Origin of the sequence: Peptoniphilus rhinitidis 1-13, from assembly GCF_000246925.1 — a bacterium.
In the GTDB taxonomy this organism is placed as follows: Bacteria; Bacillota; Clostridia; order Tissierellales; family Peptoniphilaceae; genus Peptoniphilus_A; species Peptoniphilus_A lacydonensis.
Genome location: NZ_BAEW01000007.1, coordinates 1 through 17,444, shown reverse-complemented (window position 1 = coordinate 17,444; position 17,444 = coordinate 1). Strand labels below are relative to the sequence as shown.

Below are 17,444 nucleotides of genomic sequence, written 5' to 3'. Positions count from 1 at the left end.
CCCTAAAATAAAAAGAGAGCCCAAAGGCCCTTTTTTAATTTTTGTCCTTAACTAAATATTTACCCAAAGCTATCATAATAGCACCGGCAATTACAAGAACAATTAAAGTTATGTCGCCAGTCTTAGGTAGTGGAGATTTTTTGCTGTTTTCAATAAAAAGAACTTCTTCGTCAGAATCATCATCAATCTCAAACTTTAATCCACCTTCAAGAAGATTGTAACCATCTGGTGCTTTAGTTTCCCAAATATAATAAGTTCCATAAGGAAGTTCTGTGGAATCAAAATTGCCATCTTCTCCAGAATTTAGAACTAAATCTTTTCCATCCCTTTGAATTCTCTTGTTCTTATTATTAACATCTTCAGTTATTACAAACTTTGCCCCCACAAGACCAGTTTCTCTAGTTTCATCAGTTTTGAAAAACTTGTAAGTTCCAGTCTTTCTTTTATTTTCAACAGTGACAACTTTTTTGTCATCCTTAAACATAGCAAAAATAGTCTTGTCATTTGTAATCTCATAACCCTTTGGTGCCTCAACTTCTTTCATAAAGTAAGCACCAGGCTCAATACTTTCAATTAAAATTTCACCACTGTCATCAGTTACAAATTCCTCAACAGAACCATTCTCATCAACTTTGCCATTTTTAGTCTTTACAAAATCGCCATTTGCATAGTGAAGAGTAAACTTTGCACCAGCAAGAGAACTTCCCTTTTCATCAACTTTTTTTAATAAAAGAGAATCGGGAGGATTGTCCTTTTTCTTTTTCTCTTCCTCTTCAGGCGGTTTATGAGGAGGTTTTTCTGGATTAGGTGGAGGAGTTTCTTTCTTTGCCCACTTCACATCTATAATATTCGTTTCTCCAGGAGAAAACACAAAGGGAAGAAGGACTCTATCTCTATTTTCTCCTCCAATCTCTCTCACATAATAAAGGCCAGGATCAAGATCCTTTAAAATAATATTATAATTATTTTCTTCCTTTGGATGAACTATCCACTTGTAGAAAGAATTTTCAAGCTGTCTATCAAGCTCATTATTGGTAAAATTTTCCAAAATAGAATTTATCCTAGATTTTTCCATGGAAGTGTCAATAAACTTCGGATTTATTTTCCAAATAGCAACAGTCCTTCCATCTAAATCACTTTTACTAAGATTCTCTTTAGTATTTATATCTATGGTTACAGATGATGCTCCCAACACTCTAAGAGGTAGGAAGATCATAATCGCCACCATGTATAAAATTATTAACTTATTAAATTTCTTCATTTCTACCTCTCTTTTAAAATATGTAACAGAAGGGGAAGTCCCCTTCAATATTAATAATTATTCAACAAACATTATAAAATAACCAAGTTCACATTGCCAATGCAATTGACAACAATAAACTAATACTTATTAACAAATTAAGCTTCTTCCTTGTTCTTTTTCATGGCAACAATAGCACCAGCCATTAATCCAATACCAACGATAGTAAATAGAATAGTACCTTTACCACCAGTTTGAGGGATAGTTAAATTCTTATTTTCTACTTGTTGGGCATCATTTTTATTTGATGATGGAACATAGTCAATTGCTTTTTCTCCACCTGTTGTGTAAGATTTATTATTAACTGTGAAAGGTACATCACTTGTAAGTTTTGCAAATCCTTCTGGTGCTTTAGTTTCTTCTAGGTAGTAAGTTCCTTCTGCAAGCCCTGTAATTTCAAATTTACCATTGCCATCAGAAACAAGAACTATTGCATCATCTTTTTCTCCCCATTCATAAACATTTCCTGCTGCCTTAAATGCATCATTATATGTTTTTTGAAGATCGTCAATTTTTGTTCTTTCTTCAGCTGTTTGTTTTTCTTTTTCTAACTTGTTATAAGCTGCAATAGCATTGTCAAGTGCAGTCTTAGCATCTTTTACAGTTTGCTCTTCTTTAGCTATTTGGTCACCTGTTTTAGCAACTAAATACTTAGCGCCTTCACCAGTACCATTTTTAACAACGAATTCAGCTCCTGCTAATCTATTCTTTTCAGCTGTGTCATCAGTCTTAACAAATTTCTTACCATAAGTTTCTACTTGTGGAGGAGTTGGAGTAATTGTATCAGGATTTACTTTATTCTTTACTCCATTTGCTGAAGTGTATTCTGGATCATATCCATTAGCAAACTCTTCGATCTTATATTGTTTATTATTATCTAAACCTTTAAATGTTACGTTATAACCATTATTTGTTACTGTAAAGCCTTCTGGTAAACTAGTTGATTCAATTTTACCTTTATTTAATGTTACAGAGGCTACTGGATTTTCTCCTTCAAATAAGATATAAGTTACAAGAACTCCTTCTGGAGCAGTTCCTTCTGCCCAAGTCTTTGTAACAGCTAATTCTCCATTAGTTGGTTTAACTGGCTCATTATCATTTTTGTGCTTTGGTTCACCTGGAGTAAATGTAATGTTATTTGATTCTGGTAAATCAACAACAGCATCATTTGTTAATGTTGCAGTGTATTTTAATGTGAATTCTACATCACCTTTAGCTAAAGCTTCATTGATAGCTTTAATTGTTGCTTCATCTTTAATTACTACATCAAATCCAAAATCAGATTCTGTTTTTGTACTTGGAGCAGTAATTGTTACAGTTGTTTCTTCTGCTGCACCATTTGCTTTATAAGTTATTGTAAGATCCTTATTATATTTAAGACCTGTAGTCATAATATCTGACCATGATAAAGTTTTATAAGTTTGCCCAGCTTTTAGTGAAGTTTTTACTTCATAAGGAACTTTTGAACCAACTCTTGCATCGATTGTTTTTTTCTTTTCTAGATATTTTTGATAATCTGGATGCATTTCATGATTTTTAGTTAGTTTCTTTGATTCTGTTCCTTCTACTGGCTCACCAAAGTATTTATCCATTTCTGGTTTCTTTTCAGTGTTCTTTGGATATACGTGAACATTTTTCATATACATAGTTCCAGCTTCATTATCTCCAACTTTAACTTGGTTAAGAAGTGGAAGAGTAATACCAAATGGAACTGCAAGTGAACTTGTTACTCTTGAAGGTCTTTCGGATTCAACTACCCAATAATTTCCATCTGGCAGATTTACAGTTACAGAACCATCAGATCCAGTTGCATTAGTTTCACCATTAGTAAGACCAGTAGCTGTTGCTAGAGTAGCTTTTCCACCGTCAACATAAGTTTTCATAGCTTCAACTGTTTTAGGAGAAGCTTCTTTAATAGTTTTGAAATCATCTTCTTTTTCAATCTTATAGATTGTAAATTTAACACCTTTAAGTCCTTTAACATTTGTACCTAATTTTCCTAATTGTTCATTAGTTAAAGAACCTCCATTGTGATCAACAGGAACACCACCATTATAACTATCAGCAACTAATTTGTGGATAGTTAATGTAGTGTTATCTGGTTTTGCTTTTTGAACATCATTAGAACTTATAGTACCAACCATGTCTTCTTTTTTTACTGTGTTTGCAGTAGGTTTTTCACCTTCATCTTCACCAGCCGCTAGAGCTGTTAGTGGTGAGAAAACTCCCACCATCATCACTAATGCTAAAATTAGCGATAAAAGTTTTTTGTTTTTCATAATATAACTCCTTATAATTTTTCTATAATTATTTGCCAACGCAAATTATTACCTTTGTGTTTTTAAAAAAATTATAAATCCGAGAGCAGAAATGAAAACCGCTCTCAAACTTATTTTATTGAAGGGTTTATTTAAAATATTTATAAATAAACTCTTTTCATACTTATACCAAAATATTCACGGAGGGTGTTTCTGATTATCCTTTGTACTATTCATCACAAGGCACGCTCCTTTTTCTCTTGTAAACATAAGCAGCAGCGCTCATAATCACTAAACCTGTTATTGTAAAGATTAAAGTACCTCTACCACCTGTGTGAGGATATTCACCCTTCTTATTTTCAACTTGAATTGGTTCTTTACCCTCAAAGTCTACATAAGCTCCTTTAGCTTCACCAATAGCATTTATATCAAATGCATAAGTTAATTCGTCTATTATTTGTAAGTCAAAACGTATATCTGATTTTAATTCTATCGGATCAGCTGCCTTATCAGCAAGTTTTCCACTTATATCCACAACTATTGCATCTTCTGTTGTGATAGTTTGATTCCTATTATTTATCAAATCTTTTAGTTTAAATCTTCTAATATTATCGACTCTATTGTAGTTGAAACTTGTTTTATCAGTAAAGTCTTTGTCTGTAAGATCAGATATTTTCTTATTCTTATCTACCACAGCAACTTTTACAGTACTCTTAGAATCATTATCTGTCGGGTCTATGCTCCAATTATTATTTGTATGGATTCTAAACTGAGTATCATAGTCAAATGTCCAAGAGTCGTGATTTGGATTTATAATTATCCTTTGCTTGAAAGTCTTCTTATCTTTATCCACTTCAAGTATTTCACTTGTGAGTTTTCCCTTATTACTCTTAGTGTAACTTTCTTTTAATGGATCTTTTTCTAAAATCTTAATATTGCCATTTTCTAGCTTAAATTCTTTAATCATACCTGGAAATTTAGAATATCCATCTGGTGCTTTAGTTTCTTTTAGGGCATAGTAGCCGTCTTTAGAAATATTTAATTTGAACTTACCATTTTTATCAGATGTTACCTTCATTGTTTCTTCTTTACCAATATCATTTGTAACTTTATAAGGCTGATACTTTTTGTCGTCTGCATTTTCCTTGTAATAAAGTTCAAACTCTGCACCTTCTAGCTTATTAGTGGAATCATCAGCATCTATCTTAATAAATTCAATATCCTTGTAGTTTATTACGTCTATTGGGTTTGTCACAGGCTCACTTACTTTTTTAGAATTTCCATTTCCTCTTGTTATAATATTTCGCAGGTCTTCAGCTGTTTCAGAAAATGCTTTAGCAATATTAACACCAGAAGTTTCTTCTCTATTAGTTCTTTCTACTTCTCTAGTTATTACACCATTTTCCCCAACTGTAAATTCTTCGATATGACCTTCTATCTTGTTATATCCTGTTGGTGCCTCTTTTTCTATTAGGGCATATTTACCAGAAGGTAGTTTTTCATAAGTTATGAAACCATCTTTTCCAGAAGTTTTTTCTGTACCAGCTACATCAGACCAATTTTTATTAGTTTCATCATACTTAACAAGAGCAAATTTAGCTCCCTCAAGCACGTTACCTTCTTGGTCAATCTTTTTAAATCTTATTTTATTTTTAGGATTTATGGCTCTAATATCTAATTCTTTACTAGCCTCAACAGAGTGATCAAATGAATAAATTTCATCGAATCTAGATACATACGGGTATTTATTTGTCTGTGAATTGTCATTACTATCATTTGTGTAATACTTATGATAAAGTTCAGAAGTTCCCTTAAAATATTCAAATTCATTTGTATCTACTTTCTCAGTCACTTTGATAATCATTGACTTGTTAATAGGAAAAGTTCCTATACTATTTGTAATTTTTTCATTAGCGGATACATTTCCAAATCCTTGACTTCCTGCATAATATAAGTTGGAATTTCTTTCATCAACTCCAAAGGATTCTGGCATGCTATCTTTCAAATAATCATCACCGTTATTTCTCAATATATATGACGTGAACTTTAAATTTGAAACATCAATATTTGGTGAATAACTAAATGTCAATTCTTTTGTATCATCTTCTCTATTTCTATTTATATAGAAATAATGTTCAAACTCGCCAGTTTTTGTATTAAAGCTTACAATCTTTGATGCTAGATTAATGTTATTAGATCCGTCACTAGATTCTATCGTGTCAATTATATAATTAACATCAACATTCTTGTATTTACTTGTATCATTTTCAATACCCATTCCCACATTTTGATTTCCAGATTTTTTGACCCTATCTAGATTAACATAGGCTTCCAAAGTATTTGAGAATTCTTCCAAGCCATATTGGTTTGCATACTCTGTAAATTTGTAGGTAATAGTTCCGGCTTCTTTGTCATATTTTGCCTTGGCTACAGTCCCTACACCATCTGCAAATAAATCAAAGTTTGCACTATCTCCTCGTTTAATTCCTTCCAAGTCAATATTGTCACTTAGTTTTAATACAAAATAATCTCCAGGATTTATTTTAACATTGCTTTTAACTTTAAATTTATTTGTAAATTGTAAGTTTTCACCTTGATGAGGTTTTATAATGTTATTTTCAGTAGATGTATCATCTGTTTGTGGTCTAAGAACTGCCATATCAGATGAAATAAGCTCTATACTATTAGATAAATCTTTACCACCTGAACTTGTGTCATTTACATATGGGTCAAGACCTTCACCACCTACAGTTAAATACCACTTCTTGGCATTATTTTCATAGCCTGGTGCAGGCTTTGTTTCTTCTAATACATATTTGCCAATTGGAAGATTTTCAAATACTAATTTACCATTTTCATTAGGAGATTTACCAACTACACCAGTTTTTACTTCAACTTGGCCTTGATTTTCCTTTCCTCCAGTTGCAGAAATTTTAGATAACTTGAACTCCGCTCCATTTAGTAAGTTCATATCATCATCTTTCTTAGTGATTGTAATCTTACCTTTGTCTGGTTTCTCGTTAATGATTTTACCCATATTCTTCGCTGTGGCAGATGTTACATAGTCTACTAACTTACCATCCTCTGGAGTGATCAGATTTCCATTTTCATCTCTAGTTTCTGGCGCGTACTGGATAATACCATTTGCGTTTTGATTATATTCTAGAGTTATAACTCCTCTACCTGGTGTAATTTCGCCAGTTTCTTCTGATATGCCGCCCTTATCATAGGCTATTGTCATGTGGAGGATTGGCTCATCAATTGGAATGTATCCTTTTGGTGCTTTTACTTCCATTAGTCTATAACGTCCCGGTTTTAGTCCTCTAAAACCAAAGTAACCATTGAATGCAGATGCTACTGTTGTACCTGGCATATCTTCATAAATACCACCTGGACCTCTTACTTGGAGTTTAAATACTGCTCCTTCAAGTCTGTTGTTTGTTACTTCTTTACTGTTGTCTTTCCAATCTGAATCATCACGACCATGTTTAGAGAAAGTGATATTATAAGATTCTTCATCATTTGTTATTGTCAAACCATCCTTTGGTATCTCTTCTTTACTTTTTGAATTATAGAGAGTACTTATATCTATGCTAGTATCTGCATGATAAAATGGTTCTTCATTTACAGAAGGTGTAATTCTACCAGCTATATATTTATCACTACCATAATAAGCTTCTTTACTCAAAAAGTTCGCATATTTTTGATCATCTGGCTTAGAAGCAAACCACTTATCTGCTTCTTCTTTTCCATATTTTTCTTCTATTAAATCTCTAACAGCTTGCATACCTTTTTGATAAGATGCATCATAGCCATCATACCAGCCTTCTTTACCATCTTTATAGGTAAACTGTTCGAATTTTCTTGCTCCTTCATAGAAGTCAACGTGAAGTTCAATCTTTCCTATATCTTCCTCAGTAATATTGTCATCATAATAGCCTTCTACATCTATTATATAGACTCCCTTATCAAGATTTAATTGATCTTCATCAAAGCCCCAGTCAAATGGTCTCCACCTTGCAGTGTTTATCATAGCCATATTCCTTTTTGACAAGTCATAAGTTCTTAGAATCTTATCAAATTCAGCATTATTAATGTCACCATTGCCATCTGGGTTTGTTATCTCATAAGTTGTCCTATAAGCTGTCTTTACACCTTCTTTTATAGTCTTGGGATGTTCTCCTGGAGTATCTATTTCTTCTCTTTTAATCTTTGGTATGATTTGTACATTTAATAGTTCATTTCCTTTGTATCCTCTAGTATCTACATAAATTCTTTGAACGAAAGTCTTTGATTCTGGATCTATTGAGGTTAGTCTTGACTTGTATTTAATTGCATCATTATCAGCGGACTTCCCTGCATTAGCTTTTTCATCATCATTTATAAGGCTTGATGCTGTATCTTCTGGCCCTTGATATACAGCATACATACGACCGCCTTCGTCTTTTACTTCAATCTTCCAGTCAGCTGCGGCTTTTTTATATCCCATTGGAGCTTTATCTTCTTTAAGAAGATAGTAACCCTTTTCTAGCTTAATCTCTTGTCCAGATTGATTTTTAAAACTTATAACTCCTTCTTTATCAGATGTGCCGGTAAACGGTGCAAAACTATTATCTTCCACCTTATAGGTATCATCCGTCATCTTCTTTACAGTAAAAGTTGCTCCCTCAAGAGGATTTCCAAATCCATCTCTTTTAAAGATTTTTGGAGTAATACCTGCCTTTTTATTTGTGATTTCTACAATTTTTGGACTCTCTCCATCTGGATTTATTAGAATATCTTTTCCTTCTTCTGGAATAAATTCATCTATTGGATCGCTAGGAGTTGGATTTTCTTTTTCCTTAAAAGTCGCAGAGACTCTAACATTTGATTCTGGCATTGTAAATTTATTATTATCTACATTTACATTACCGCCTTTATCATCTGTCACTGTTAAGCTATCAAGCACGAAATTTTCATCGGGACTTACTGTTAAGTTTACAGTTTCATTTGCTTTTGCACTTTGTTTATCAGCTGTCACAGAACCATTTTGTGATTGGTTAATTGTGATTTTATAATTTGCTTCTGGTATCCTTTTAAATACAGGCATAAGTGTTACGTCATAGGCTGGCATAGTAAACTTATTTGAAGTCAACCTATGACTATTTCCCTCAGGGTCATTATAAGTTATTTTATCTAATTCATATCCGTCATTTGGATTTATAGTTAAGTTTACATCTTCTCCCTCAGTCACAGATGTACTTGGATTCGCTATTACAGAACCACCTTCTACAGTTTGAACCCAAACACTATAAGTTGTAGCTTTTTTCTCTTTAAAGCTTGCAGAAACTGTAACATTATTATTTGGCATAGTAAATGTATAATTATTATTATTTACATTTCTAGTTACATCTTTTCCATTTACTATTAACTTATCAAGTTCAAAGCCTTGGTCTGGTTTTACTGTAATAGTTACAGAATCACCTTGCTTTAAGTCTTTATTTGGATTAGCAGTAACACTTCCATTTTCCTGTGAACTTGCACTTACAGAGTAAGATTCTCTATTAATAGCATCTGCACTTGTGTAGGATTGTGCTCCCCAATATTTTTGCCATTGATCTGGTCTACCGATTCTATGATAGTAATAATCCATACCTAATCCTAGGTCTGTCTTATCAATATAAGTTGAAATAACCTCAATTGCAAATAAATTATTTTTTGAAAATCCCCTGTTACCAGTTCCATTAAATCTTATCTTTAGTTGCCCTGGATTTTGACCATCTTCTACTACATGACCCTGTAATGCTAAATCCTTACCTGGTGATAATATATTATCCACAGTTGATCCATTTCCTACTGTAAATACTCTTACACTTACATCTCCTTTATTCAGTGAACCTGAAGGTTGCCTATGAATATTAAGGTTAAAATCATTGTTTGCATTATCTCTTCCATCTATTAGGAATATTTGCTTAAACTGCTTTGTATCCTTATTTATTTCTGTAATTTTAGTATGAACTCTTGTAGGATTATTAGGATTTGCTCTAGAATCAGGTTTTTCTGATCTTGATGTATCAATTTTTTCCCAACCACTTCCTGCTCTTTGAGGTGTTGGTATTTCTTCATCTTCTATATTTAATTCGTCATTTGAGTTTTCTGAACTTGCATTAGATGCTATTTCTGTATTTGCCATCTTAGATGTTATAGTTTTATCATCTGTGTATGCAGAAAATCCTGCTCTTTGAATATTTGTTATTATATCGGTATCTCCTGCAAGGACTGTACCCTCATAGACTGAGTTCATATTTTTATTGACACTTTCAATTTTTAATTCTGTGTCAGTTTTAAATGGTATAGGTGTTTCTCCTCTATCTAATTCTTCTTCCTTTATATTATATGAGAAAGCTAGCATCATAGGGTTAGATTTGAGTGCATAACTATTTTCTACACCATTACCAGTTCTAGCAGATCTATCTTCTCCAACATATAATGTAGCATTCCTATCACTTGTGGATTCTTCTAGTGGTGCTAATTTTACTCCATCTAGTGACTCATAAGATTCTGCTCCCCAATATGTTCTCCCTTGGTTTTTAAGATCTGAACCAAGTCCAAAACCACCAGAATTTGGTATTGTTGATTCTACTTCTATTGCAAAGGTCTTGCTTTGAGCTAAAGTAGTTTCTAAAACTAATCTATCTTTTCCATTTTTATTTGTAGTTTTTAGATTATATGAAACATCTGCCCCTGGGTTTACTATTTTATCTGGTTCAGAAGCTTTATTAACTTCTTTGACAGACAAAATTTTTGTGTTCTCTTCGTTTAAGCTTATATTTTCTGGATAAGAATGAATTTCCACTACTGGATTACCCATATATACAGGGTGTTTATTAAATACAAAAACCTGTTTGAATTTATTATTTTTCTTGTCAACTTCTGTTATATAAGTTTTGACAATCTTACCAGAATTGGCTGGATTGTTATCGTAAGACCCAAATGCTCTAGTTCTACTTGAATTTTGTTCATTAATGTCAGTAACTTTTTGCCATGTTGATTTTGGCACTTCTGGAACTTCCGCACTTGGATTATTATCTCTTATATAAACCTTGCCATCTTTAGTTATTACTACTCTCCAATCAGTCTTGGAAGGTTCGTAACCTTGAGCTGGACCTGTTTCTGTAAGTTTATAAATTCCTGGAACTAAATCTTTGAAATTAACCATACCATCAGTTCCAGACCTTTGGTATCTCTCTTCGCCTAAGTTATTATCATCAACTTTTGGTCCTTGCAATTTAAAAGTTGCCCCTGTTACTGCATCATGACTATCATTATCTATCTTTTTGAAAGAAAATCCATGTTCTTCTCGACTATTAGTTACATCTAAAAAGTCTTCTGATACATAAGCACCTTTAATACTTCCAGCTTCACTACCTGTTACTACGGGTTCTCCTTCTACTATATAAGTAACAGACTCGTAGTAATCGGGCTTCCATGCTATTGAACCATCCTTATAATAGAGGTCCATGCCTGTACCTACTCCTCCATTTACAGATTTATAAGGGACTTTGACATCGACTATTATAGGCTTAGTGTAAGTTTGATTTTTGAAATCAAGTTGTAATCTACCTTCACCTGAAACAACAACTTTGCTTTTCCCAACTTTTCTATCTAATTCTTCTAGCTTATAGTTTTCTAGCCTTATATCTTCTACATTGCCAGTAACTTTCTTATCTAGACTAAAGATTTTAATGTCTTCGTTGCCATAATACCAAGTCATATTATCATAGTGAGGTTTTTCTCTATGAAAAATTGCCCTATTTATAGTTACAGAATTTCCTTCTGGATTTATTACATATCTTTGAATGACGTAATTTTTTTCTTTATTTATAGCTACAATTCTCGTACCCATTTTGTATGGTTCTGGATAATTATCTACATATCCAGTGCTTCTATTGTCATTTAAATTCCATCCATAGAGTGGTCTTTTAGAAACATTGACCCATTTAGTTCCACTTTCTCCAAGTAAGGACTCATTAACTTTAGCATCTGTTTCATTCTTAGGTCCTTCGATGTATTTATAAACTTTAGCCTTGTTAGAACCATCTACTTCTACCACCCATTTACTATTAAGTTTCTTGTAACCCAACGGTGGATTTGTTTCTTCTAGGATATAAGTCCCTTTATCTAAATCTTTATTAAAGTTTACTACACCATTTTCATTCGAAGTGCCTTTTGCAAAAGCATCCTTGTCGCCCTTTTTAGTGAGTTTAAACTCTGCTCCTTTTAGTGGTTTGTTGTCATCATCTTTTTTATATACTACAAACTTTGTAGCTTTTGGCTTATTAGTCACTTCTAACGTGATATCTTTTCCTGTCAAACTTTCGCCTGTTGAGTCTAAACCAATTTCTGTAATTGTTACATAACCATCATTACCAACATTTACTCTCCAAACTTTGTCAGATTTAATGTAGCCATCTGGTGACTTTTCTTCTTTAAGAGTGTAGGTGCCTGGCTTTAGATTATTGAAATTTACAATTCCATCTTCTCCGGAGCTTCTATAAATAACGTGTTTATCTGAATCTGTTAAGGAGAAACTTGCTCCAGCTAGAGTTTTACTTCTATTTGCATCATCAAGCTTCTTGATGTTAAAGTTACCTGGAGTGTATTTTTTGTTTACTAGTCCAACTATTTGACTGTAGAACTTAGGAATTTCTCCGCCAGTTTGATCCCCGCTTGCCTTGTTATAGTTGGCCCTTGTTACGAATGCAGAATTAAATGAACCATTGGACATATTAAATGCTCTCCAACTATTGTTGAACTTATCCATATCATCGATTTTAAATGTTTGTTCAATTATATAGCCGTAATCATGAGATCTATCAACACTTGGCATTTGTACATTTAAAGGCCCTTTATCTCTCATTTCACCAAATGTATCTAGCTTGTCTGGATTGTAATTAAGTGTGATGCTACCTTGTCTATCATTTGTTATAGAACGATTAGGGTCTATGCTTTTGCTATATATAAGATGATATGTGTTTAAGTCCTGCTCTGGTCTTATACCATAAGACAATGGCATATTAGTGTTAACCTTCTTATACATATCATTAGCCCCTGCTATTGGTAACTCTATAATTTTTGGAGATGTTCTATACACTTTCACATCTCGCAATGTGAATGCAGGTGTGATACCCTTGCCCATCCAATTAACATAGTTGCCAGATTGGTACTTTGTAGACTTCCAGTTGAAATTGAGGACATCATTATTCCCTTTATTTGCGTATACTGGATTATAATATGCCAATGCTGTTACATACCATTGACCATCTTCAGCCTTGTAAACATCTCTAAAATAATATGATTGTGATGTTTTCCTTCCTGCAGGGTCATAGTCATATTGCTCATAGTCCGCTTTTATATTTCTTGTTATTGTTTGATTTCCTAAACCAGTTTGTCCTGGTGCTACTGTTATTGTAAAAGGGAATTCCCCATCATTTTGTGCATAGAATTTATTTGGTATTATACCAGTTAGTTCAATCTTTGCTGTAGCAACTCCTCCTTTAGATTTCTCGTTAAACACATAAGTTAGTTTGTTTGTAGCATAGTTAAAATATGGGTCTGCTACTTCTCTTCCACCAATATTTATTTTAGGAAACTCTCCAAAATATTGTGTGAAGTCCAAATTAGGGTCAAACTGAATTGAAAATCTCTTTCCTGGCGCAGAATCACTTAAATCTATACTTGCATTGTACTTCAAAGACTCTAATCTATAGGCCTCCCATACACCTGGCTTTATACCAATATCTCCTGCTTGGCTTTCGTTAATTATTAAGTCTTGAGTTACTCCTGTAACATTTGCATTAACTTGTGAGTCGCTTTCTTCTGTATCTTCTAACCAGTAGTCTTCACCATTTATAGGAGAACCCAATCCAGATTTAAATCTTGGCTCGTAGGTTACTTGATTTGAACCATCCACTGTTACATCAAATACAACATTTGATTTGACGTAGCCTTCTGGGGCTTCAGTTTCTTCTATTGTGTATTTGCCTTCTTGTAGGTTTCCAAAAGATGCCTTACCATTTTCATCTGAAGATACTGTTGCGATTACATCTTTGTTAGAATTTTTTATAACAAAAGTTGCTCCTTGTACAGGAGTTTTATCTTTTGTCATCTTTGTTACTTCTACTGGGCGAGTTTCGAAAGCATCATTTGTTATTGTGATTGTCGTTTGTTTATTATCTGTTGGAGAAGATGGAACTACATTTTGATTTTGAAGTCTTGCTTCATTACCTGTATTTTGATCTGTCAACCAATCATAAGTTAGACTTGTTCCAGTTCCTGTAACTTTTACTAAAAATCCCCAATCTCTTGTAAATCTTGATGCAGGTAGTTTTACTTCATATCCAAGATTATTTGTAAAAGAATCTCTTACATTTCCATTGCCTCTAATAGGTGCTTCATGGGCTGCATTTAATACACTTACTCCTAGCTCAGGAATCACTTCTTCAGCTGTCTGCTGTGCCATGTTAGACTTAAGCTTACTTCTTTGATATGTTGGATCTACGTCATAGACTTCAACATTGGATATAGAACCATCATTCATTCTAAGACTTAATCTTGTGTCTTTATTAGTAGAGCCTCCCTTTCTCGCTTCGTCAGCTTTTAAATATATATAAGTTACTACTCTACCTTCCTCGTCGATGGCTGCATACTGCATTGCATTCATGTATTCTGGGTAGCCTCCATGTGCAACAGTCTTTGTGGGATTGTCACCTACAGAAATACTTGCATTACCTCCTACGACACTTACTCTACCATCATTACTTACAGTAATTGTCGGATTTTCTTTGTTCACCTTATATCCATAAGGTGCTTTTGTTTCATATAGGGTGTAAGTTCCTGGTTCAACATTTGAAAATAAAGCTACGCCTTCTTCATCTGTTGTCACTTGTGAGCCGCCTAATAGCTTAAATGTTGCTCCAGCAAGTTTTTTATTAGGGTCTTTGCTATCTGTTTTAATAATAGTGAAGTTCCCTCGATTAGGTATATTTTCCTTAGTTGCTCTATTGTGGATATAGTAACCTTCAATATTTCTATCATAGTAATTGACGTTTTCGTAATAATTTACTGTGTCACTTTCAATTGTATTTGTCTTTGGAAGGTCTTGTTTAATCTCTGGAATAAATCTAGTTGCATTTCCTCTTTCATCAATATCCCAAACTTTTGCAGATGGAACTAAGATTGATCTTGTAGAATCGTCATTAGTTGATGCTGGAACGTTAACTTCCCCAAGTTTATCATTTGTCTTTGGATCAATTGCCTTTATGGTTTGCTCTGGCATCTTTAGACCTTCTTCAAGATTCCAATTTTGGTCAATCAATAAATCTTCGTATTTTGATATTTCAACTCCACTTAATGACAATGGATTTTTATCTTCTTCTTGATTAATATTAGCATCGTATTCATATACTGCAATTGTACCAATATCTTGGATAGTCTGAGGATTGGTTTCCTTTTGAGGAATAGAATCCACCACTTCAATGGCCCCATCTTGAACCATTCTACCTGTATCTTTATCTATTTTATAAACTGCAACTTGACCAGTATTAAATTTTTGATTTCCCAATAATTCTCTATCTTCTAGTGGAAGTTTTGCATCTTTATCTCCAGTGGATACTCCATCTGTAACTGTCCATTTTGCACTATTATTACTAGAAAATTCACCCATTATTGTAGTTCTATTATTCATCCCCACACGTGTTGGAGTAGCTTCTTTTACTTTTTCAATGGGATAACCCTCATCGATAATTATTCTCTTTGCGCCAACTTTACCTTTTTCTGTAAGAATAATAGATAGATCCATCATATATGAATCTTGTTTATTTATCACTGGTGTATATAACTCATAAGTAATTTCATGCATAGGTGATGCCAGACTATGGTGTTTGGAATCATTTATACCTAAACTATCCTTTATATTATTATCTAATAAATTAACTGATCCACTTCTACTTGTAATCTCTCCAAGACCTGAGCCCTTTACAGTTGTAAAGTTGGCCTTATACCCTAGGCCTTTCAGATCTTTATCTGAAATCACTCTTATAGTCCAATTATATCCTTTAAGTTCTCCGTCTTGGATTACTGGGTTTGCATAAGCATCTGTATTTACTTTGTAGCCTTCTTTACCTCTCTCAATAATTTCACCAACATCTTTTCTACCTGGTTCGATAATAGAGCCTGCAGGATTACCATTTCTGTCAACTTTTTGTGGCAATAAATCCTTTGGTGCTTTAACTCCAAGGCCTGATACTTTATTTACAACGGTAAAAGTTCCATCTTTATCAAGTTTAATGTTTTCTTTGTTGTAGTCCACATCAATATTAATTGGGACTTGAATATCATCTGGAATAGTTCCTTCTATATTATAGGTGATAGTATTAGCTTCCTTATCATAAGTTGGCCTTGCTATCACTCTTCCATTATATTTTATTGACTTTAGGCTAGATGGATCCTTTACTGTAAGCTTATCATCTAGGTGAATCTTAAAATATTGATAGTTTTGGATTGGTCCATTTATATTCGATGTTTTAAAAACCGTTCTAATAGTAAACTTTTTATTTTCTAGACCTTCTTCTCCCTTAAGTACATTTGGTCTTAAATTCTTTTCCCCATCTTTATCTATTAACTTCTTGATTGCATCTTCATTGTCTTCCATTAGTTTCTTTTGGTCTTCTCTTGATAAGTCGTATTTTTCTCCTAATTTTGTTAAAAGACTTTGGATTTTTTCTATATCATTTTCTTCATCTGCAAGAGCCTCTTTTAATTCCTTGTCTGCTCTTTGAAGATTTGTTAATCCTAAACCTTCTTTTATTTTATCTAGTAGACCTTCTTTTTCTTCATCTTTATCTTCGGAATTTTTGTTTTCTTCTGATATAGCATCTTTATTTAATTTATCTTTAGAATTTTCCTTATCTAGAACTTGACTTGATTTTTCTTCTTTTTTGTCGTTATTATCTTGGACATCAATATTAATTACTAAATCTCTAAGTCCATTTGTTGATAGAATTAATTTTTGAGGAACTGATCCTGCTCCAAAAAGACCACTTGATTCTTCTTTTGCACGAATATTTTTATCGTTTATAACTTCTCTATAATTTAATTCTTTCTTGTTTCCCTTTTGGTCTGTAACTTCTATCAATAGACCGTCGTAATTTATTTTTTCGCCACTTTTATATTTTGTCTTTCCCTTGCTCTTAATTCTCCAAGACACATATCCATTTTTACTTATGTCTTCCTTTGGAGCTTCTTCTTTGAGATTTTGTTTTCTATTTTCTTCCTTGAAGTTCTGTTTTTCCTCTTTGTGAATTTGTTTTTCTTCTTTTGGATTTTCTTTTCTTTGAGTTCCTTTTGATGTATCTTCTCTCTTAGGTTCAGCTTTAGATTTTTCTATTTGCTCATTTTCTTTTGGGTCTTTCGACTCTATTACAAACTCATTTTTACTACTCCCTCTATCACCTGGACTGTCGTCAAATATTTTGTCTTCTCGTTGCACCTGTCCAGTATCTTCATTTAAAAGACTTTGGGCACTTACAATCGTAGGCTCCAAAACTTCTAAAATCATTAACATTGCAAGTAAAAAACTTATAACCCTTTTTGATGCGTTCTCCATAACTTCTCTCCTATCTATCACAAGTCTTTGTCTATATTAGGAAATAATAATTCACTAATATTGGTATATGTATAATATTACAACTGAGCAAAAATATCAATACTATTTTCGTGGATTATCAAAAAAAATGGCTATAATTCCAGTAAATTCTTTGCTTTTTCCTTTAATTGATAACCAAAAACAAATTTTTATTTTTAAATTAATTACTTAAAGATAATTAAATGAGGAATTTTGAGTAGTA

Annotated in this window: 3 protein-coding genes; all 3 read right to left on the bottom strand. The window is 33.0% G+C overall.

Annotated elements, in window-relative coordinates; translation table 11 throughout:
• Positions 1–34: 34 nt before the first annotated feature.
• The 3 genes from RH95_RS05530 to RH95_RS05520 all read right to left on the bottom strand — a co-directional run bounded on the left by RH95_RS05530 (position 35) and on the right by RH95_RS05520 (position 17,203).
• Positions 35–1,261 carry an LPXTG cell wall anchor domain-containing protein gene (locus RH95_RS05530; RefSeq protein WP_036743129.1) on the bottom strand — a complete coding sequence of 409 codons (1,227 nt, stop codon included), beginning with the start codon at positions 1,259–1,261 and terminating at the stop codon, positions 35–37.
• Between the two features lie 137 nt (positions 1,262–1,398).
• Positions 1,399–3,579: a pilin N-terminal domain-containing protein gene (locus RH95_RS05525; protein ID WP_010245699.1), complete on the bottom strand. Its 2,181-nt coding sequence runs from the start codon at positions 3,577–3,579 to the stop codon at positions 1,399–1,401.
• A gap of 208 nt (positions 3,580–3,787) precedes the next feature.
• Positions 3,788–17,203, bottom strand: a complete 13,416-nt coding sequence (locus RH95_RS05520) for a SpaA isopeptide-forming pilin-related protein (protein ID WP_010245696.1) — start codon at positions 17,201–17,203, stop codon at positions 3,788–3,790.
• Between the last annotated feature and the right edge of the window lie 241 nt (positions 17,204–17,444).

What these genes read in the sequence shown, in the direction of transcription:
- RH95_RS05520 (WP_010245696.1), bottom strand. Translation starts at nt 17,203, where the DNA reads ATGGAGAACGCATCAAAAAGGGTTATAAGTTTTTTACTTGCAATGTTA.
- RH95_RS05530 (WP_036743129.1), bottom strand. Translation starts at nt 1,261, where the DNA reads ATGAAGAAATTTAATAAGTTAATAATTTTATACATGGTGGCGATTATG.
- RH95_RS05525 (WP_010245699.1), bottom strand. Translation starts at nt 3,579, where the DNA reads ATGAAAAACAAAAAACTTTTATCGCTAATTTTAGCATTAGTGATGATG.